The following is a 20,965-nucleotide window of genomic DNA, read 5'->3' as shown; positions in this document are numbered from 1 at the left end:
AGGATACAGAATGAATGGTGAATTAATGTATCAGCAATCAATTGCTGCAGAATTTATTGCAATAAAAGATAGGGTGAGATTTTTTATTGATGATAATCATTGGGGAGAAGATGGCAGATATAAAGAAGTGATTTTAATTAATTATCTTAAGCGGATTCTTCCAAATAGTGTGTCGGTTGGTACAGGTTTTGTAAAGAATAATGAGGGGAAGTTAACTAATCAGATTGACATAATTATTTATAAAGAGCAATATCCAAAGCTATTTTCGGAAGGGGATTTTGTAATACTTATGCCTGAAAGTGTTATAGGAATTATAGAAGTTAAATCTACATCAACTACAAGTGTGCTAACATCTAAAAGAAATGATTTATCGGTAATAAAAAAAGCAGAAAAAAATGGAAAAATAATAGGAAATAGGAAGATATTCAATGGGATTTTTGCTTATGATAATAAGATTAATTTTAATTCGCGATTTGCCAATAGTAGTTTAGCAGAAGAACTTAGAGGATTAGAAGGATATCTTAATTGCTTATCTTTAGGTAGCAACAACTTTATAAGGTATTGGGAGAAAGGAAATCCATCATCATCTGACAAAAGAAAGTGCTATAGTGCATATAATTTGTCATATAGAAAAGTTATGGAAGAGGAGGTTAATAATATGCAAGGTTTTTCATTTGGATACTTTATATCAAATTTAATGGAAACAGTTTATAGAATAACTTCACCTAATATTTTAAGTAATCAATATTTTGAGTTTTTATATCCATTAGAAATGAGTAAAGAGATATATAAATTAGAAAATGGGGATATATATTTGAATTTTTAGAAAGTTACGATGGGAATGTTTTTCTGTTTTATATTTGAATTATTAATAAAGCAGTTAATATTATTGGAAAATGAAGAAGCACCTTGGGTAAAAACTATAAATTTACAAAAAAATACTAAAAGGTAAGCTGATTATATGTTAAACTTATATAATAGAGATTGGGCACAGGGGGGATTGCATTGAATAAAAAGAGCCTTAGTGAAGCAAGTATAATATCTAAGTACATAATGCCTTCAATAGAAGATGCAGGTTGGGATAGACAAAAACAAATTGCTCAAGAGATTAGTTTTACGGATGGAAGAATTATTGTAAGAAAAAAGGTAGTAACAAGAGGAACAATAAAAAGAGCTGATATAATCCTTTATTATAAAAACAATTTACCACTCGCAATAATTGAAGCTAAGGATAATACTCATTCTATTGATGCAGGTATGCAACAAGGATTAAATTATGGAGAAATTTTAGATATTCCATTTGTATATTCATCAAATGGAGATGGATTTATAGAGCACGACAGAACAAAAAGTGAAGGTCAAATTGAAAGAGAATTAACGTTAGAACAATTTCCGTCACCAGAGGAATTATGGAATCGGTATAAAGCTCATAAAGGGTTAACAGATGATCAAGAAGAAGTAGTTACACATAATTATTACTATGATCAAGATTGCTTTCCGCCAAGATATTACCAACGTATAGCTATTAATAGAAGTGTTGAGGCGATAACTCAAGGGAAAGATAAGATTTTACTTGTAATGGCAACTGGTACAGGTAAGACTTACACTGCATTTCAAATAGTTTATAAGTTATTTAAATCTGGTTCTAAAAAGAGAATTCTATATTTAGCAGATAGAAATATATTAGTAGATCAAACTATTATAGGAGATTTTAAGCCGCTTAAAGATAATATAAATAAGATTAAAAACAGAACAGCAGATAAGTCTAGGGAAATTCAATTTGCACTTTATCAAAGTCTTACAGGAGAAACTGAAGAAAAGAAGTTATTTAAGAAGTATAGTAAAGATTATTTCGATTTAATTATAATAGACGAGTGTCATAGAGGTAGTGCAAAAGATGATTCTGCATGGAGAGAAATACTTGATCATTTTGAGAGTGCAACAAAGATTGGTTTAACTGCAACTCCTAAAGAAACTAATGTGGTATCTAATAGTGATTATTTTGGAGAAGCTATATTTACATACTCTTTAAAACAAGGAATTGAGGATGGATTCTTAGCACCATATAAGGTGATAAGAGTTGCACTTGATAGAGATATTGAAGGATATAGGCCAGAAAAGGGCAAGAGAGATAAATATGGTGAAGAACTAGAAGATAGGATATATAATAAAAAGGACTTTGATAGAAGTTTAGTATTAGAAAATAGAACAGAAGTTGTTGCAAAGTATGTTTCTGGTTATTTAAAGAAGAATAATAAAAGAATGGCTAAAACTATTTTCTTTTGTGTAGATATAGATCATGCAAATAGAATGAGGAGAGCATTAGCTAATGAAAATTCTGATTTAGTAGCTGAAAATCCTAAGTATGTAATGAAGATTACTGGTGATGATGACGAAGGAAAAGCAGAACTTGAAAATTTCATAGAAGTAAGTGAAAAATATCCTACATTAGTTACAACATCAAAGTTACTAACGACAGGAGTAGATTGCAAAACTTGTGAATTTATAGTTATAGATTCTGAAATAAATTCAATGATAGAGTTTAAGCAGATATTAGGAAGAGGTACTAGAATTAGAGAAGATTATGGGAAGATGTATTTTACTCTTATAGACTTTAGAGATGTATCAAGGTTATTTGCAGATAAAGATTTTGATGGAGATCCAGTAAGAATTAAAGAAGTAGATTGTGATGAAATACCTGATGAAGAAGAGGAGGCGGGAGATGAAGATCCTGAAGACAATGGGGATATAACTTATGATACTCCAAGAGATTATAATGGAGAAGGTTCGGGATTTATAAATGATCCATTTGATGGAGATAAAAGCAGAAAGAAATATTATGTTAATGATGTACAAGTAAGGGTCATTAATGATAGAGTCATGTATTATGGTGCAGATGGGAAGCTTATTACAGAATCATTAGTAGATTATACTAAGAAAAATATAAGAAAAGAATTTGCAACATTAGATGAATTTCTTAGAAAATGGACTGAAACAGAAAAGAAGGAAGAGTTAAGACTTCATTTAGAAGAAGAAGGAATATTCTTAGAAGATTTAGAAGATGAAGTTGGCTGCGATATGGATACTTTTGATTTAATATGCCATATAGCTTATGATATGCCAGTTTTAACAAGAAAAGAAAGAGCTAATAATGTTAAAAAGAGAAATTACTTTGGAAAGTATAGTGAGAAAGCTAGAATTGTATTAGAAAAGTTATTAGAAAAATATTCAAATGAAGGTATTGAGAACATAGAAGATATAAAGGTACTTAAGCTGCCAGATTTTCAAGAGATAGGTAGTCAACTAGAAATAGTTAAGAAAGTATTTGGTGGTAAGAAGGAATATGAAAAAGCTATTAAGGAGTTAGTTAAAGAACTTTATACAATAGCATAAGAATTAAGGAGTATATTAATGGAGAATAATCTTGCTCAATCATTGGAAACTTTAATAAAATATTATTCAAACGATAAGTTATCTGATATTGTATATAATCTTCAACTTCAACTAAAGAATAAGAATAGTAAATCCATTTTACAAATAATTAGTCAAGACTTAACATCTAAAGATACATTAAATGCAGCTTTAGATGTTAAGTCAGTAATGGGTCAAATAAATGTAGTAGTTCATACATTAGGGATTATAAATTCTTTGCCTTATTTATTAGAAGATAATGAAGTTGTGGAAAGTGTAAGCTTAGGTGCAGATAATGCCAGTAGTGAGTTTGATTTAATTACAAACAAGAGAATAGCAGAATTTAAATTTATAACTTGGAGAGGCAATGATAGCATGAGGTTGAAAACCACATTTGGAGATTATTATAATCTAGTGGAATATAATACTGAGAAAGAAAAGTATCTATATTTAACAGATTGTAGTTATTTTCAAAAGTTTTTAAATGGAAGAAGAAGTTTTTCGAGTATACTTAGCAAAAACAATAAAATTGCTAAAGAGTTTGAAGCTAAATATAACAATAAATATAATTTTTTAAATGAGTACTATGATGATAATAAGTTTAAGGTAAATTTAATTTCATTAAATGACATAGCACCTGACTTATTTAAATAACAACAGAGGAAGGGGACACAAATAAATGTCAATTACAAATGTAATAAAAGGTGTTCAAGATATAATGCGTCAAGATGCAGGAGTTGATGGGGATGCTCAAAGAATATCTCAATTAGTATGGATGATATTTCTAAAGGTATTTGATGCAAAGGAAGAGGAATGGGAATTAGAATATGATGATTATGAACCAATAATCCCAGAAGATTTAAGGTGGAGAAATTGGGCAGCAAATGATGAAGGAATTACAGGTGATGAGCTTTTAGACTTTGTTAACAATAAATTATTCAAAGGCTTAAAAGAAATGGAGCTAGATGAAAATTCAGATAATAAAGCTTTCTTAGTTAAGTCTATATTCGAAGATTCATATAACTATATGAAATCTGGTGCTCTAATAAGACAGGTAGCAAATAAATTAAATGAAATAGATTTTACAGCAGGGGAAGATAGACATTTATTTAATGATTTTTATGAAAATATATTAAAAGATCTACAAAGTGCAGGTAACTCAGGAGAATTCTATACGCCAAGACCTGTTACTAAATTCATAATTGAGATATTAAATCCACAATTGGGTGAAAAAGTTGCAGATTTTGCTTGTGGTACTGGCGGATTCTTAACTTGTGCAATCGAACATATGAAAAATCAACAGACAAAGGTGGAAGATTTAAAAGTATTGGGAGAATCTATAATTGGTGTAGAAAAGAAACCATTACCTCACTTACTCGCAACTACTAATTTAATATTACATGATATTGATGTACCACAAATAAAGCATGATAATTCATTAATGAAAAATGTAAGAGATTTAAAGTCATCTGAATTTATAGATGTTATAGCAATGAATCCTCCTTTTGGTGGAATTGAGGAAGATACAGTTCTTACAAACTTCCCAAGTCAGTTCCAAACAAAAGAAACTGCAGACCTCTTCATGACACTTATAATGTATAGATTAAGTGAAAAAGGAAGAGCAGGAGTTGTTTTACCTGATGGTTTCTTATTTGGTGAAGGTGTTAAGACTAAGATTAAAGAAAGACTTTTAAATGAATTTAATTTACATACGATAGTAAGAATGCCTAATGGCGTATTTGCACCTTATACAGGAATAAATACAAACCTTTTATTCTTTGAAAAAGGTAAGCCAACAGAAGAAGTATGGTTCTTTGAACATCCACTACCAGAAGGGTATAAGAATTACACTAAAACTAAACCTATAAGAAGTGAAGAATTTGAATTGGAAAAAGCATGGTGGGAAAACAGAGAAGAAAGTGAAAATGCTTGGAAAGTAAGTGTTGAAGATATTAAAAATAGAAACTATAATTTAGACTTTAAGAATCCTAATAAAGTAGAAGAAGATTTAGGAGATCCATTTGCATTATTAGAAAAGTATAATAAGGCTAAAGAAGATGTTGAAGATATACAAAATAAACTTATAGAAGAATTAAGTAAGATATTAGGTGGTAATTAATATGGATATGATGTTAGAGCAATTTAAAACCATCTTTGATAGACCTGAGAAGGTTAAAAAACTTAGGGAAGTGATACTTGATTTAGCATTAATGGGAAAGTTAGTAGGACAAGATCCTAATGATGAACATGCAAGTGTTTTGCTTGAGCGGATTAGAGAAGAAAAAGAGAGATTGGTTAGGGAAAATAAGATAAAAAAAGAAAAGCCTTTGGAGGAGATTAGTAAAGAGGAAATTCATTTTGAAGTACCTCAAGGTTGGAAATGCTTTAGGTTAGGAAATTATATTAATTTTATTGGTGGTCAGCAACCACCTAAGTCAACATTCAAGTATTCATATGAAGAAGGACTAATAAGATTAATTCAAATTAGAGATTATAAAAGTGATTCTAATATAACTTATGTACCAATGGATAAAGCAAAAAAATTCTGTGATAGTAATGATATAATGATTGGTAGGTATGGGCCACCAATTTTTCAAATATTAAGAGGTCTTAAAGGTGCTTACAATGTTGCATTGATGAAAGCTGAACCGGTAGGAGGATTTATTACACAGGATTATTTATATTACTTATTAAAAGATCCTAAATTATTAAAATTATTAGAGGGATTAGCAAGTAGAACATGTGGCCAGGATGGCATAGATATGATTGCATTAAAAAAATATGTTACAGCACTTCCACCACTAGGAGAACAAACACGTATAGTGGAAAAAATAGATTCACTAATGGCTTTTTGCGATAAATTAGAGCAATCTCTAGCGAAGAAAGTACATTATGGTATATTAAGTGCAAAATCTGTATTTAATAGTATAGCTAATGCCACTACAACAGAAGAATTAGAAGAAACATTAAGATTTATATTATCTAACTTTAAAGATTTATCTTTAGGTGATAATGCAGTAAAGGAATTAAAAAATTGTATTCTTCAATTGGCAGTGCGAGGAAAACTTGTACCACAAGATCCATCAGATGAACCAGCAGAAATTCTTTTAGAAAAGATAAGAACAGAGAAGGAACAATTAATTAAGGAAAAGAATATAAAGAAAGAAAAGCCTTTGTCGGAGATAAGTGAAGAAGAAAAGCCTTGGGAGTTGCCTCAAGGTTGGAAGTGGATTAGATTAGGTGATTTAACTCAGAAAATTGGAGCTGGAAGTACACCTAAAGGTGGTAGAAATGTTTATTTAGATAGTGGAATAAAATTTATTAGATCTCAAAACGTGTACAATGATAGATTAATAATTAATAACATAGCATTTATAAGCGAAGAGACTAATAATAAAATGTCTGGTAGCATAGTAAAAGCTAAAGACATATTAATGAATATAACTGGAGGATCAATAGGTAGGTGTTGCATTGTTCCTGATAATTTTGATATAGGGAATGTTAATCAACATGTATCAATAGTTAGGGTAGTGGACTATTCTATTAAAGAGTTTTTACATACTATTTTAATATCACCATATATTTTTAATTCAATAATGAATATACAAGTTGGAATATCGAGAGAAGGATTAAGTATAACTAAATTAGCTAATTTTTTAATTCCAACACCACCATTAGCAGAACAAAAGCGTATAGTAGAAAAAGTAGACTTATTAATGCGATTATGTGATGAACTTGAAAATAATATTGAAAAATCTAAAAAAAATAGTGAACGTCTAATGCAATCAGTTTTACAAGATGTATTTAATGATAATAATGAAGAAAATAATCAGCTATCATTTGGAGAATTTATAAAACAAAAAAGAAAAGAGAAAGGCATAACAATTACAAATATGTTAGAATCACTTAAAGATGTAAAATCATCTGATTATACAAAGATTGAAGAGGGGTTTGTGAAACCAGAACAATTCATTATTGAAAAAATAGCTAATGCATTAAAACTTTCGGAAACAGAGACGAAATATTTAAAAAAATTAAAAAATAAAACAGATATGGAGAAATGTTTGGATTCAGATTATGAAATGAAAATAGCTGCAAGAAGGATAAATAAGAATTAAATATTATGTAGAGGTATGAAAGATGAAATATAAAGAGAGTATATTCCCATATCGCAGTAAGGATGAGCTTGAAAAAATAGCAGAAAATCATTTGGAAGTATATAATTCAAGGTTACTTACAAAGCCAAGTGAAATAACGATTACTGATTTTATAGAAAGACATCTCAAACTTGAGCTGAAGTTCTTGCCAATTTCTCAAGATGGAGAGATTTTGGGATATATGGTTTTTAAACCAGCTAAGATTATAATTTATAATATGTATAATGGTAAAGAAAAACAGTACTTTAATATTTCAGAAGCCTCTGTAATAGTTGATAGCGAATTAAGCGATAATAAAAAAGAAATAGGTAGGTTTCGATTCACTTGTGCTCATGAAGCTGCTCACTGGATTCTGCATAGAGATGTTTTTTTACAAGACTTATCTAATCCAGTAATATCAGATGCAGAAGATATACTTACTGATAAGTATAATGAAGGCTACAAAGATAATATTGCTAATGATAAAAGAATGGAATGGCAAGCAAATTATTTAGGTGGTGCATTATTAATGCCTAAGAAGACTTTTTTAAAAGAATTCTTAAATATGCTAGTATTACTTGGCATTACTAATAAAACATATTTATATAGAGATTCACAGTTGTGCAATATTAATAATTATAGATGCATCATTAATAGAATTACAAGTGTTTTTAATGTATCTAAAGAGGCAGCACGGATAAGATTACTTCAATTAAATTTATTAAAAGAACATGAGAATATTAAATACCATATATAAAATTTAAAATTAAATATAAAATTTTACTAAGTGCATCTATAGAAATATAGGTGCTTTATTTGTATTTATAGTATATAAAATCTATACTATAAATAATTTAATTATCAAAGTGACAAGATCACATAAATTAAGAATGTAGTAAATACAATATTAATTTTTATTGTATAAAATTAATTCTGTACTTTTTAAAAGGTACAGAATTAAGATATGTTTGCAATAATGCGGATTAAGAAATAATATACCGTACTTTTCTAACTGGATATCTTTTCATTAATTATTTCACCCAAAAGAGAGCATTGTCCATCTATTTTAGGTGCCTTTTCACTTGACGTCCCAAAACTGCTTGAGTAAGAAGTTCAACATTATGCTCTAACAGATTAACCTTTTCCTACAGCTTTCTGTTTTCATTTTCTAGTTCTTCAATTCGTAAATCTTTTTTATCTAAAAACTGCATGGATTAAGGCTCCTTTCTGGTTGATTCTCTACTTATATTATACCATAAAAATGAATATTTTTCTAGTTTTTAGGCGATTTTAAAAAAACATTCCTGCTGTATCAATGCTCTCTCGATGTGCTTTTTTTGATCAATCTGCACACCATCCAGAAGCCATTCCGTTTGATGTTTTGTTATATCACGCATCTCTCCTTCATTTTTTTGGCCACTGAAATTTTATGTCATCAGAAAGAACCTTTGTAACTAATATAAAGGCATTTTTGTTCCATCTAAGTGCTCTAAGAGAGGTATGCCTTTTATTGCAGAATAAGAAAGCACTTGTACCAGAGTATGGATTAAGTTTAAATTTCAATGAAAACAATGCGGCAAGTCCGTTTTGCATCGGTGGCACCGAGTGCAAGATAGATGTGCTCCGCCCAATCGGCTATATGATGCATTATAATTCTTGCAGAACCTTCATTAGTGCTGCAAAAGAATTTTGATTAAAATTGTTTGGAGCTGTAACTTGTATATTTTTATAAAGTATCTGAAAATCATCAGATTCATTTAAGTTTGATAGTAGATTATCACACTCTGAAAGGATTGGTGTAACTTCAGTAAGTGCCACTTATTCAACAGGCTCTTCTTTTTTAATATTTATTTTATGATTCCTGAATCCTTTCTTTTCACACCATTCTTTGACTGTCATGTCGCTTTTATTTCTTTCATTGATCCATTGCTCTCAAAGGAACAGATTTTCATTTGTAGATTTCATGATAAAACCTCCAATCTGATCACTTTATTAAAGAATATCAAATTGAAGGCCTATTTACATGACGGTATTTGTTCCATCGATTACAAATGCATTAATTATAAGGAACGGCATATATTTTGATTCATTTACACTTCTGGCATACCTGAATGGTATACTATATAGATCTTTGTGCATTTTCTGTATATTATTAGCATATCATTCTAGTAAAGTTTCAGTTATCTTGCCCCCAAATATCCTCAGGGGTTTATTTTGAAATAAATTCATGAGGATGCATATGCATTAGAATATTTAGTTTACATAAAATTTATTAAACTTAGTCTGAATTAACGTATCCATCACTTTATACTAACATCAATAGACTCTATAACACATAACAAAATAAAAGAACTAGAAGGTGCGGGAATGACTAATCCGTCAATAAAATATATTGTGCTCCAGCCTAAAGATTCTACTAATTTTTGGATTTACATGTTTGAGTCAGATGACTCTTGCATGAAAACTGAAGTTGAGAAAATCAAGCGCCGAAGTAAGAGCAGGGCACGTGATGTTATGAATAGCATCATCAGTTGTGTAGGCGGAAAAAAGGCTTTGCGAGAGTTAATGTATCAAAGAATTTCGCAAGATACATTTATGTATTAGGCGGCGGTGGCTCAATAGAGGTTTATAAGGATTTTAACGCTGATATGACAAGTAATTTCATATCTTATTGGCATAGAATCGCTTTCTTCTGATTTCTTCAAGTTTGTTTATGAAATCTATCTCCATTAGTTGTTTGTGATTTTGTACTTCAAGAATCTAAACATTTAAAGTTACTGTAATAGTAAGTAAATAATTATATAAATAAACCTTTCTACTAATTCTTTTATGTAATCTCTATGCATTTTAAAAATAATACAGAATAGTTTATTAAAAAGATGTGCAGACTAATTGAATGAAATAAAAGGAGATGATAAACATGCCGACTACGATTCATAATGAAGATGCCATTACTGGAGAACCTCTATTATCGTCAGCAGAAGATGATAATACATATGCATCTATTACTGAACTTCCAGTGCTAGTAGATAAATTTTTAAGCAACAATGATATCACACTTCAAAATCCTGAAATAATCCCTCAAATAGATGTACAAAATGTAAGCGTATTTGCAAATCATTTTCGGGGGGAAGAGTCATCTGTTAGTAATATTGTCAAGGCAGAATCTATGGCTACTCTAACTTTAGGACAGAAGGAGCATGATATAAAACTCGAAATTACCTTAGAATCACCTAGTCCATTAAAACAAACATGGGACGCCTTACTTCAAGGTACCATCCATTTTGGTTCAGCTCAACTTCAAATCGAATATAATTTGGCTAACCCAGATCGATTGCATGGAAAATGGAAAGAAAAAACAGGTGAATCTATGACTTTTCAGGATATTACTAAGGCACTAGGGATATCGCATAACATTTCTATAAATGCCCTTGATTTAGATTTACGTTTGACGGCTATTGCGTTTGAACTACAACTAGAGAACGGGTACTTTCTTTTGTCTGCTCAGTCAGCATCATTTGGAGAGGTATTTTTTATAGCAACGAATGCTAATAATGATTGGAATTTTGTGTTTGGAATAGCTATTTCAAAGGAGCAAATAACAGGCCCCTTACACAATTTTATTGGCGGACTTCTTAACGAAGTAAATATACATCAGTCTTGCTGCATTTTTTCAACTATAGAAGATGAGCTTTTTCAGCTTCCACAACTTCCTCCTCTACCAGATTCTACTCAGCCAGTTATGAAATTTATGGAGAATTGGAATATTAAAATTGAACGAGGGATTCTTTTTTGTGCAGAAATTTTATTGTCAGAGTCGGATAACCCAATCTTAAATCTTATTCAGTCAACGATAGATGAAGACTCTATTGTATTTCAGGCACCTTTAAGTCCTCCCTTGACTGGGCAAAGATTTACTGCTTTTTTTAAGAAATCTATTAATATTAAGGTTTCAGATAATACCTTAACATTGAAGAACCCACAGTTAAATTTTATTATCGACCCTTTAAAAATTCAGCTGGAAGGTTCATTGGACATTCCGTTTGGAGCATCATTGCTGGTATGCAGGGTAATAATTGAGTTTAGTGATACCTATGCTCAGTGTTCACTCACTGTTGACAATCAGGATGAGAATGGGAAACCCAAATTTATATCTGCACCTCTTGGTCTAAAGGGTATTAATATTGATACAATAATTGTGAGTTTCGGATGGATTTATACAACACCAGCAATGAATTTTGGATTAGATGGAACTTTTCATATTATGGATCAACCTGTCGGTGTGAATGAATTTGGTACATCTTTCTCATTTGTAGGTTCATTTTTAGACCCTATATTTTTCTATGGATACTTAGAACAGATTGATTTGGAAACAATCTATGGAGCTATAACTGGAAAAAATTTATCCGGGTTACCAGCTTTTTTAAATAAATTGACTGCTAAGCAGGTTTTTTTATATTGGTCGAAGTTGGATAGACAATTAGCTAATGGAACACTGATAGCACCAGGTGCAGGATTTAATGGTTATATTGATTTGTTTGGTTTTAAAAGCTACGTATATTTGATTGTATCTGAAGCAGGCATTAAGGGAAGTGCACAAGCTGCTCCTTATAATCTGGGAGATTTACTTAAAATTGGAGGAAGTGGCGAAGGCATTAGTATGAAAGAATATCTGGTAGATGATGAATGGATTATTCTGAAAAAAGAACCACAACAGAATTATCAGTCACGAATGGTTACATATATTAAACCTGGTGGTGCATTACTGCAATTTAACACCAATGCTTCTCCGTATCTATATGCCAGTGCTAGTGTTGGCTTTTTCGATTTAGTGGATCAACAAATAGAAATTGAAATAAATGATCAAGGATTTCGTTTTGAACTGGATTGTGATATTGGAGGAATTACAAGTACTAAATGGAACTGCCTCTTAAATCAGAATACTTTTATAGCTAGTGCGGAATTCACACTTGATTTAGATATTGAAGTAGGTCCTTTTAAAATTCTTGGAACTGATTTAGGCAAGTTTAACCTGGATATTGAATTCAAAGTCCAAGCTACTGTGAGAGGAAGTCTTGATAAGTGGGAACTTGAAATCAGTGGAAGTTTTATGTTCGAAGGTACTAAAGAGGAATTACCAGCATTCCAGTTATCTGCTGATATTAATATGCTCAAAAAACTACCCCAATATTTAATTGAGCAAATATCTACGTATGCTATTAATAATCTAAAATTCCAAGATGCCGATAAGTTACTTCGAAAAGCGGAAGAAGCCGTAAAAGAAGCCGTAAATAAAGCAGAAGAGTCTGCTAGAGCTCTTATCGCAGAAACCATTGCAGAGACTGACAAAATTATAAACGATGCCGAAGACTTCGCGAATAGCATTGGTGCAAGATTGGATGATACATCATCAAAAGCTGATGAACTTCTTAAGGAAGCAAAAGATATTTTGGCTAAGGGGGTGGAATCTGTTAATGCTATTAATGAAAAAACACAACAAACGGTAGATGACCTTGAGAATCAGATGAGAGATTTCCCAAGCAAGGTTGCTGGTGAAATTGAAAATATTCTTAATAATGCGAATGATGAAGCAAAAAGACTGAGTGAAGAGGGGGCTAAAGTACTCAAAAATGCCGAGGAGCAGGCTACAGAAATCTTAAATAATACAAATGCTGAGGTAAAGCAACTTGGGGAGACAGCTAGTAAAATTTTATTGGACATTACAGCGGAAGCTGATAATACTATAAATCTAATAAGGAATGAAACGGAAAAAACTTTGAACGATATTAAAATCTGGGCAGAAAAAAAAGCCGAAGAACTTAAAAAGTTAGGGAAGGATCCTGGAGAACCCATTAGTAAAATTTTTAAGAAAAAAATTCGAATATAAAGGAGATTACTATGGAGAAATTATCTACTGCCACTATTTTACAAAAGGCTAGCCAAGAAAGTGCTACAAAAGTGCAAGATGGAATAACAAAAGCAAAGATTCTTCTTGAAGAAGCTGAGAAGGAAGCCGCTATACTAAAAATAAAGGCAAGAGAAAACGCAGCAAAGTTATATAATAAAAGCATAGATAGTATTTTTCTTGCGGATGAACGGGGGGTGCGTATTTGCGATCAATCTGGAAATGAACAGGATTTTTTTAGAACACCATCGCGTGCTTATTGTATGACAATGGATCCGTTAAACGAAAAGCTTTATTTTATCATTGAAACAGCGTCTCAACCAATTAATGAAAAAAAGAAATTAGTTGAAGTATCTCTATTCTCAACATCAATAACAGGAGCTGATGTTACAACTATAAAAGAAATACAATACAGTGTCCCGGTTGAGGCCAAGATTACAGGATCATTAGATATTCAGCCTGTAGAAGGACGAATTGTTTGGATATCTCCTGTAGGGATTATTTATGAAATGGATACAAAAGGTGGTCATTATAGAGAACTTGGAAAAACTGAGTTTTCATCTAATACGACATCAGTCTCAGCTACTCTATCTGCTTCAGGAACTTTATACTGGACAGCAATGGAACGGGAAACATCTCAAGAAAGTATATATGGAATCTGGAGTATGGATAAGGATAGTAATTTGATTAAGCTATTATATTTCTATTCTCTTCCAAGTAGTAAGACTTCCGAATTTTTTCCAAGAATACAGATAGATGAAAGTAATAAAAGAATCTATTGGAATAGCTTAGAGCAAATTGAATCCATTACACTGGAAGGAACAGAGCATATGATAATATATCCATCTGCATCTATCATAACAGGGCTTGAAATAGATCTTTTTATAAACCGTCTGTATTGGCTTGAACAAAATCATGTGCTTATCCGTTCAACTCTGGATGGTAAAATAACAGAAAAGTCTCTTTCATTACAGAATAATGAGTATACTGTTAGAAATTTATATATCCGAACCAAATCGGATGAAGCCGCAGGAAAATTGCATTTAGCGCAAATGGAGCGCCAAAAAGCAATAGAAAGCACCAGATATGCTATTAATCAAGCTAATAAAAATGTAGATATTAAATTAGCACCTATCCAAGAGGCTTATATTGCTGCAAAGGCAAAATTCGATCAGGATCTTGCACCTGCTCAAGCAGAGGCAGCAAATATTATAACATCAGCTAAAAACCAATATGTAATTAGCAAAAATCAATCAGATGATCAAATTGCAAAAGCTAAAGGGGATAGTCAAAAAGCCATCAATGAAGCTAAAACAGAGAATGATAAAAATATTGAAAACGCTAAAGTAGAAGCGAAAATAAGAATCGATGAAGAAAATAAAAAATTGGAAGATGCTAGAGCTAAAAAGGAAAATTAATTGTAGGAGAGATAATAATAAAAACAAAAATCAGCCTAATATTAGAGATACTCATTTACAAAAGTAACTTACAAATAGTGATAGCATTGACTGTCTGTTGCCGGAAAATGTACATAGTTCCGTGATAATTTAACAGGTATATGGACTATTCATATACCTGGAATGAAAGTTTTTAATGGCGCTTTTTACATATGGATTGGATGAACCAATAATAATCTATTTGAACCTAAGAGACAATCTAAATTGTTATTACGTGGTCAAAAAAGTATTGTGGTAGGCTCTTATAGTGTTATATAAATTGAGTTTTCGATATCAGAATTTTTTCTGCAGATTGCGAAATGGTCGTCATAAACAAGAGATTAGTGTATCTGGTTAATTTAGAGATTATTCAATTAAAAGTTATGAAATTAAAGTTTTATCTTGCACAAGTATGGAGATAGTAGCAGTTATAGGAGAAAATTATTGATGTTGGCAGTATTCATAATCATAAGATTGTGTTTTTCATAGATGAACTACAGCATAATATGTACATCTAAAAAGAATTCACCAGCAATATCAGTTTATGATAATCAATATGGTGATAGAAGAATTGATGTGGTTGAGATTATACATGTTATAAGTAGTTTAGTTCAATAAAGAATGGAAAATGTTAATTCGTCATAAATCGAAACTAATTGTAGAGAATGTTTATATATTTTAATAAGAAGTATTATTAATTCTACGAATATTTTAAACGAAAGGAAGGTATTATAAATGACTATAAAATACGTTGAAACTACTGATGAAAGAGGTTGGTTAAAAGTTAAGTATAATGATGGTTCAACATATCCACCTTTACCTCAATTTCTTCATGTAGAATTCATTAAAATGGAAAATGAAAGAGAATACTTTAAAATACTTGAAGGAAAACCTGTGGGCAAGGAGGCAAGTGTTAAAATTAAGGGCAATGGTGGTTCTTATCTTAAAGAAGGTGAAATCAAATTAACAAGTGGTCAGATTCATTATATCATAAGTACGAGTGAACTTTGGTATCGCGATGATAATGACATTTGGGTCGGACCGATAAATGCAATAACTGATTCAAATAATCCTGTTCCAATAGGAATTCATGATTTGGAAATACCAGATGAAGTTCATCCTTTAGGTGAAAGGTATTTAGCTGAATCAAATTATGCTTGCAATTGGTTTAGAATAAGTCATAGTGGAGATCGTTATTTTCATCCTGGCATGATTTCCGCTGGTTGTGTAACTGTCAAGGATGTATCCAGATGGACAGATATATACAATTACCTTATAAGGAGAAGAAAGAATGATATGCAAAGTGTAGGAACTATACAAATATTTGCATCAGCATCAGATAGGACTATCTAAAAATATTTTATTCATGAGAAAGTATGGGAAACTGTATCTTTTGTCAAGGTCAAAAAAGAGAGAGTCGATTCAAAAAATAAGTTGTTATAATAATTCATATAGGGATCGATTTCTTCTTTTAGTTGGGCAAAAGTCGTACAGCTTTCCAAATGTAGTTCATCTTTCGTATGTCCATAAAATGACTCTTGAGGAGTATTGTCCCAGTAATTTCCACAACGGGATATTGATTGTGTTTTTTAGTTCTTATTTTAGAATTAGGCTCGGTAATCGATTAATAAAAAGGGATTGCTTCCTTTCCCTCATCTAAGAACCGTACGTCAAACTGTCTAACAATTATGATTATATTATAATGTGCTAATATTGGAAAAATATAGAATAATGATTTGGAAGGGATTTGTAAGTATGGCTTAATTAAAAGGATATAATAGATATCAAACTAGTTTTACTATTAATTGTATTGATGATCTTATAGATGGAAATAATTCAGTTAGAGCTATTTATGAGTTTGTAAATATGTTGGATTTAAAAGAGTTAGGTTTTAGAATATATAATTCTAATCGACCTGCTCAAGTACCTTATGACCGAAAAAAATTTATTAAAGTTACATATTTATGGGTACATGAATGGAACTAAATCTTCAAGAAAATTAGAAACTGAAAGAAATTTAGAAATTATGTAGTTAATAAATAAACTTTCATCTAATCATGGAACTATTGCAAGCGTAAAAGAATTGACGGATAGATAAACATTTACCCTCTATATGATGATATTATTGTAAGTAATGAAAATAGAAATAAAATAGAAATTTTGTGTAATAAATATTTAAGATTTGTAGATTTCAAAGTTGCATTTAAATTGAGAAATGATGGAAGTGCTACAATAAGTTCACGTGCATTTTATCTTTGGTATTTTCGAAAGAAATTTGACTTTAAATATTCTGATAATGTTATGTTAGATTTGTTATCTTTTGATTGGCTTGAAAATAACCATTTCGTTGGAATTGATTATATAGTTAATATATTACCGTATCAAGAAGTAAAAAGAAGAATAATTAGTAATTTAAGAGAACAGGTTATACATGGAGATATACTTAATAATCATATAAGATTTTGTATAGATAACAATATAAGGGAAGTTGAAAATGAAATCATTAGAATTGTTTTTGATGAAAATGAGTTTATAGAAAGTCGAAAAATTGCAGTAGATTATATTTGTGAAGTATCTAATGAAGAATTATTAATAAATAATTTGTTTGGTAAAATATCAGATGAAATAGAATGGTATATTATAGATAAAGTTAAAATAAACAATATTAGTAAGATAGAAATTTATTTGAAAAATAAATTAAAAAGTATAAATAATACAAAAGAAGCACTTAATATTGCACAGTTTTTCATAAATTTAAATGAAAGTGATGGATTAAAGTTAATTATAGACCATATTGAAGATAGTAAAGAAGATGTAATAACTGGGCTAGAAGATTTATCACTTAATGAAGTAAACGAAATTTCATTAGTACCATATTTAATCAAATTATTATTTTATACATATAAATATGAGTTTTTAGGAGATAAATATAATAGTTTAACTAATAGAGTTTCTAATTCTTTGCTTAATATTGCAGTACAAAACAAAAAAAATTATATGAGTATAATTGATGAACTGGAAAAGTTAGTTGAAACTAATAAAGAAGAATATTCAGAGGTTAAAAAAATAAATTTCTTAATAGCAGATATTAACAAGCAATTTTATAGAAATAAAGATGAAGCTATGAACCTTGAAGAGGCTATAGAAATGATAAACAAAATTATTAATATATAAATAAAACTCAATTATTAAAATATAAATTAATTTTAGTAATTGAGTTTTGTTTTTCCCTATGCATAAATTTTTCGTAATTGCGATGATATAAAGTCTTTCTATGATTTTGTCAAATTAATTACAGACTTTTAAAAAGGACAGAATTAAAATATCATTGTAATAATATAGCTTTAGAAATAATGACTTTATTTTTAAAAACGCATATCCTTTTGCTGAAAAACCAAGTGTTGGTAGAGATTTAGCTAAAGTTTTAAAATGTAATCAAAATAAAGGTGGATATATAGAAGGGCCTAATTATATAGTAACTTGGGCATTAGGACATTTAGTTACTTTACTTGATCCAGAAGGTTATGGAGATAAATATAAAAAATGGAGCATGGAAACACTTCCAATGTTGCCTAAAAATATGAAGCTCACAGTTATTCAAAAGACGGGTAAGCAATTTAATGAAGTAAAAAAGCAAATGTTAAGATCTGATGTAAGTGAATTAGTTATTGCAACAGATGCAGGAAGAGAAGGAGAATTAGTTGCAAGATGGATAATTGAAAAAGTTGGATTTAGAAGGCCTATAAAAAGACTTTGGATATCATCACAAACTGATAAAGCAATTTTAGATGGATTTAAAAATTTAAAACCAGGTTCAGCTTATGAAAATTTATATAAGGCAGCACAAGGAAGAGCAGAAGCAGATTGGATTGTTGGTCTTAATGTAACAAGAGCGTTAACATGTAAATACAATGCTCAATTATCAGCAGGAAGAGTTCAATCGCCAACATTAGCTATGATAGCTCAAAGAGAAGAAGAAATTAAGAATTTTAAGCCTAAGGATTATTACTTAATTATAGGGAATACTGGTAGTTTCTCTATTGAATGGATTAATAAAGATAATATTAATAGAACCTTTGATGAGAACTTAGCTAATAAAATAGTTGGAGCAATTAAAGGAAAAGATGGAGAAGTTATTGAAATCACACAAAGCAATAAAAAGCAATATGCACCTGCACTTTATGATTTAACAGAGCTTCAAAGAGATTGTAACAGAATTTTTGGATATTCAGCAAAACAAACCTTATCTATAATGCAAAGGCTTTATGAAAATTATAAGGTTTTGACATATCCTAGAACTGACTCAAGATATATAACAAGAGATATAGTGCCTACGATAAAGGAGAGGTTAAAGGCAATTTCTGTTTCTAATTATGCAAAAAGTGCAACTGAAATATTAAAGGGAAATATTACTGCAAATAAAAGTTTTGTTGATGATAACAAGGTTTCAGATCACCATGCAATTATTCCAACAGAGCAAAGAGTTAGCCTTGGAATTTTAAGTTCAGAAGAAAGAAATGTTTATGATTTAGTAATAAAGAGATTTTTAAGTGTATTACTTCCACCATTTGAATTTATTCAAACAGGAGTTAAGGTGAAAGTAGGAGAGGAAACTTTTAGAGCTAAGGGTAAGGTAATAACAGCTAAAGGCTGGAAAATAGTTTATGATAAAATAGATGACCTTGAAGAAACAAGTGAAGAAGGTATGTTAAAGGAACAAGTGCTGCCAAAGCTAGTTAAAGGAGATAAGGTTAGGGTAAATAAAGTTGAAATTAAAAAGCACCAAACTAAACCTCCTGCAAGATTTAATGAAGGTACACTTTTATCTGCCATGGAAAATCCACAAAAGTATATTAATATAGATAAAGAATCAGCTAAGACTTTAGGAGAAACAGGTGGACTTGGAACAGTTGCAACAAGAGCAGATATTATAGAAAAATTATTTAACTCTTTTGTAATAGAAAAGAAAGGCAAAGATTTAGTTCCAACTTCAAAAGGAAAGCAGCTTATGGAGCTTGTACCAAAGGATTTAAAATCACCACTTTTAACTGCTAGATGGGAAAAGGAGCTTGATGATATCAGCAAAGGAAAGACAGATGTTCATGATTTTATAGCAAGAATGAGAAATTATGCTACAGCTTTAGTTCAAGATGTTAAATTTAGTACAGATAAATATACTCATGATAATCTAACTGGTAAAAAATGCCCGGATTGCGGTAAGTATATGCTAGAAGTTAAAGGGAAAAATGGTGTAATGAATGTATGCCAAGATAGGGAATGTGGACATAGAGAAAGTGTATCAAGAGTTACTAATGCAAGATGTCCAGAATGTAAAAAGAAGTTAGAACTTAGGGGGCAAGGTGAAGGAAAAATATATATCTGCCCAAGCACAAGTTGCAATTTTAGAGAAAAAGCATCTGTATTTGAAAAGCGATTTGATAAATCTGCAAAGACGAATAAAAAAGAAGTTAATAATATAATGAGAAAGATGAAAAAAGAAGCAGAAGCTGATATGAATAATCCGTTTGCTGATCTTTTAAAAGATTTTAATAAATAAATAATAAAGGTAGAACAATATATAAGTTATTGTTCTACCTTTATTCATTTATAAATATTGACTACAAAAAGGATACATTTAATGCTTCAACAATAGCTTTTATTTCAAAATCATAAACCTCTATGGAATTTATTTCCTGTTTTATATATTAATTGTAATGAAATTAAGAAAATATAATGTGAGGTGATTACATAAAAGAAAATTTTTTATAAGGTGATTTACAAGATCATATATAGATAGTAATAAGGTACATATTTGTATAGAGAAACAGTAAAGGAATTGTCTGCATTAAAATTTAAGATAATGGATGTAGTGTGGATAAAGATATCATAAATAGTTTTTTTATTAACTTCATTTTTTGATACTAAATTATATTTTGCTTTTATCACCAATTTATATAATTGATTCAAAATATTAAGAGATATAAAAGTAACAAATAATTTTAGAAAAGTGTTGCTAACCAAATACAAATAATGTAATATAAAAATGTATTGTGAATATAAATGTAAAATAAGGTTTA

15 protein-coding genes and 1 pseudogene are annotated in these 20,965 nt (G+C 30.1%); 13 read left to right on the top strand and 3 right to left on the bottom strand.

Features of this window, described 5'->3' with window-relative positions:
* Positions 1 to 10 precede the first annotated feature (10 nt).
* From CLPUN_RS12660 to CLPUN_RS12635, 6 genes are all read left to right on the top strand, one after another.
* Positions 11 to 826: a DUF6602 domain-containing protein gene (locus CLPUN_RS12660; protein WP_077847639.1), complete on the top strand. Its 816-nt coding sequence runs from the start codon at positions 11 to 13 to the stop codon at positions 824 to 826.
* Between the two features lie 179 nt (positions 827 to 1,005).
* Positions 1,006 to 3,393: an EcoAI/FtnUII family type I restriction enzme subunit R gene (gene hsdR, locus CLPUN_RS12655; protein WP_077847638.1), complete on the top strand. Its 2,388-nt coding sequence runs from the start codon at positions 1,006 to 1,008 to the stop codon at positions 3,391 to 3,393.
* Positions 3,394 to 3,411: 18 nt separating this feature from the next.
* Positions 3,412 to 4,065, top strand: a complete 654-nt coding sequence (locus CLPUN_RS12650; RefSeq protein ID WP_077847637.1) for a hypothetical protein — start codon at positions 3,412 to 3,414, stop codon at positions 4,063 to 4,065.
* Between the two features lie 25 nt (positions 4,066 to 4,090).
* The gene (locus tag CLPUN_RS12645) at positions 4,091 to 5,530 is read left to right on the top strand and encodes a type I restriction-modification system subunit M (RefSeq protein WP_077847636.1); all 1,440 of its coding nucleotides are present in this window, start codon (positions 4,091 to 4,093) and stop codon (positions 5,528 to 5,530) included.
* Between the two features lies 1 nt (position 5,531).
* Positions 5,532 to 7,529 carry a restriction endonuclease subunit S gene (locus CLPUN_RS12640; RefSeq protein WP_077847635.1) on the top strand — a complete coding sequence of 666 codons (1,998 nt, stop codon included), beginning with the start codon at positions 5,532 to 5,534 and terminating at the stop codon, positions 7,527 to 7,529.
* Positions 7,530 to 7,551: 22 nt separating this feature from the next.
* On the top strand, positions 7,552 to 8,304 hold the full coding sequence (locus CLPUN_RS12635; protein WP_077847634.1) for an ImmA/IrrE family metallo-endopeptidase: 753 nt from the start codon (positions 7,552 to 7,554) through the stop codon (positions 8,302 to 8,304).
* 647 nt (positions 8,305 to 8,951) lie between these two features.
* Here the strand turns inward: CLPUN_RS12635 and tnpB are convergent.
* On the bottom strand, positions 8,952 to 9,140 hold the full coding sequence (tnpB, locus tag CLPUN_RS29640) for an IS66 family insertion sequence element accessory protein TnpB (RefSeq protein WP_143329048.1): 189 nt from the start codon (positions 9,138 to 9,140) through the stop codon (positions 8,952 to 8,954).
* 54 nt (positions 9,141 to 9,194) lie between these two features.
* Positions 9,195 to 9,365: a hypothetical protein gene (locus CLPUN_RS28715; RefSeq protein WP_158078764.1), complete on the bottom strand. Its 171-nt coding sequence runs from the start codon at positions 9,363 to 9,365 to the stop codon at positions 9,195 to 9,197.
* Positions 9,366 to 10,061: 696 nt separating this feature from the next.
* On the opposite strand from CLPUN_RS28715, the pseudogene CLPUN_RS29635 reads away from it, so the two are divergent.
* The 5 genes and pseudogenes from CLPUN_RS29635 to CLPUN_RS12600 form a co-directional block, all read left to right on the top strand.
* A pseudogene (locus CLPUN_RS29635) lies at positions 10,062 to 10,210 on the top strand (DNA adenine methylase); the annotation flags it as partial.
* 257 nt (positions 10,211 to 10,467) lie between these two features.
* Positions 10,468 to 13,434, top strand: coding sequence for a hypothetical protein (locus CLPUN_RS12610; RefSeq protein WP_077847631.1), 2,967 nt, complete (start codon positions 10,468 to 10,470; stop codon positions 13,432 to 13,434).
* A gap of 11 nt (positions 13,435 to 13,445) precedes the next feature.
* Positions 13,446 to 14,870: a hypothetical protein gene (locus CLPUN_RS12605; RefSeq protein ID WP_077847630.1), complete on the top strand. Its 1,425-nt coding sequence runs from the start codon at positions 13,446 to 13,448 to the stop codon at positions 14,868 to 14,870.
* Between the two features lie 507 nt (positions 14,871 to 15,377).
* Entirely contained in the window at positions 15,378 to 15,506 is a 129-nt protein-coding gene (locus CLPUN_RS29190; RefSeq protein ID WP_278281647.1) for a hypothetical protein, read from the top strand.
* 117 nt (positions 15,507 to 15,623) lie between these two features.
* Positions 15,624 to 16,241, top strand: a complete 618-nt coding sequence (locus tag CLPUN_RS12600; RefSeq protein WP_077847629.1) for a hypothetical protein — start codon at positions 15,624 to 15,626, stop codon at positions 16,239 to 16,241.
* Positions 16,242 to 16,252: 11 nt separating this feature from the next.
* Here the strand turns inward: CLPUN_RS12600 and CLPUN_RS28710 are convergent, their stop codons facing one another.
* The gene (locus tag CLPUN_RS28710) at positions 16,253 to 16,465 is read right to left on the bottom strand and encodes an IS3 family transposase (RefSeq protein WP_077847628.1); all 213 of its coding nucleotides are present in this window, start codon (positions 16,463 to 16,465) and stop codon (positions 16,253 to 16,255) included.
* 583 nt (positions 16,466 to 17,048) lie between these two features.
* Here CLPUN_RS28710 and CLPUN_RS12590 point away from each other — a divergent pair.
* Both CLPUN_RS12590 and CLPUN_RS12585 read left to right on the top strand, forming a co-directional pair.
* Complete coding sequence (locus CLPUN_RS12590) at positions 17,049 to 18,062, top strand: hypothetical protein (RefSeq protein ID WP_158078762.1); 1,014 nt, start codon at positions 17,049 to 17,051, stop codon at positions 18,060 to 18,062.
* Between the two features lie 187 nt (positions 18,063 to 18,249).
* Complete coding sequence (locus tag CLPUN_RS12585) at positions 18,250 to 20,445, top strand: DNA topoisomerase III (protein ID WP_077847626.1); 2,196 nt, start codon at positions 18,250 to 18,252, stop codon at positions 20,443 to 20,445.
* Positions 20,446 to 20,965: the final 520 nt, after the last annotated feature.

Origin of the sequence: Clostridium puniceum (assembly GCF_002006345.1) — a bacterium.
Lineage (GTDB): Bacteria > Bacillota > Clostridia > Clostridiales > Clostridiaceae > Clostridium > Clostridium puniceum.
The sequence above is the reverse complement of the archived record's forward strand: the minus strand, read 5'-3'. Positions and strand labels throughout refer to the sequence as shown.

Excerpts from the sequence above, each read along its gene's own strand:
- CLPUN_RS12660 (WP_077847639.1), top strand. The coding sequence starts at position 11 with ATGAATGGTGAATTAATGTATCAGCAATCAATTGCTGCAGAATTTATT.
- CLPUN_RS12605 (WP_077847630.1), top strand. The coding sequence starts at position 13,446 with ATGGAGAAATTATCTACTGCCACTATTTTACAAAAGGCTAGCCAAGAA.
- CLPUN_RS12650 (WP_077847637.1), top strand. The coding sequence starts at position 3,412 with ATGGAGAATAATCTTGCTCAATCATTGGAAACTTTAATAAAATATTAT.
- CLPUN_RS29190 (WP_278281647.1), top strand. The coding sequence starts at position 15,378 with ATGAACTACAGCATAATATGTACATCTAAAAAGAATTCACCAGCAATA.
- CLPUN_RS12600 (WP_077847629.1), top strand. The coding sequence starts at position 15,624 with ATGACTATAAAATACGTTGAAACTACTGATGAAAGAGGTTGGTTAAAA.
- CLPUN_RS12635 (WP_077847634.1), top strand. The coding sequence starts at position 7,552 with ATGAAATATAAAGAGAGTATATTCCCATATCGCAGTAAGGATGAGCTT.
- tnpB (WP_143329048.1), bottom strand. The coding sequence starts at position 9,140 with ATGCAAAACGGACTTGCCGCATTGTTTTCATTGAAATTTAAACTTAAT.
- CLPUN_RS12610 (WP_077847631.1), top strand. The coding sequence starts at position 10,468 with ATGCCGACTACGATTCATAATGAAGATGCCATTACTGGAGAACCTCTA.
- CLPUN_RS12640 (WP_077847635.1), top strand. The coding sequence starts at position 5,532 with ATGGATATGATGTTAGAGCAATTTAAAACCATCTTTGATAGACCTGAG.
- CLPUN_RS12645 (WP_077847636.1), top strand. The coding sequence starts at position 4,091 with ATGTCAATTACAAATGTAATAAAAGGTGTTCAAGATATAATGCGTCAA.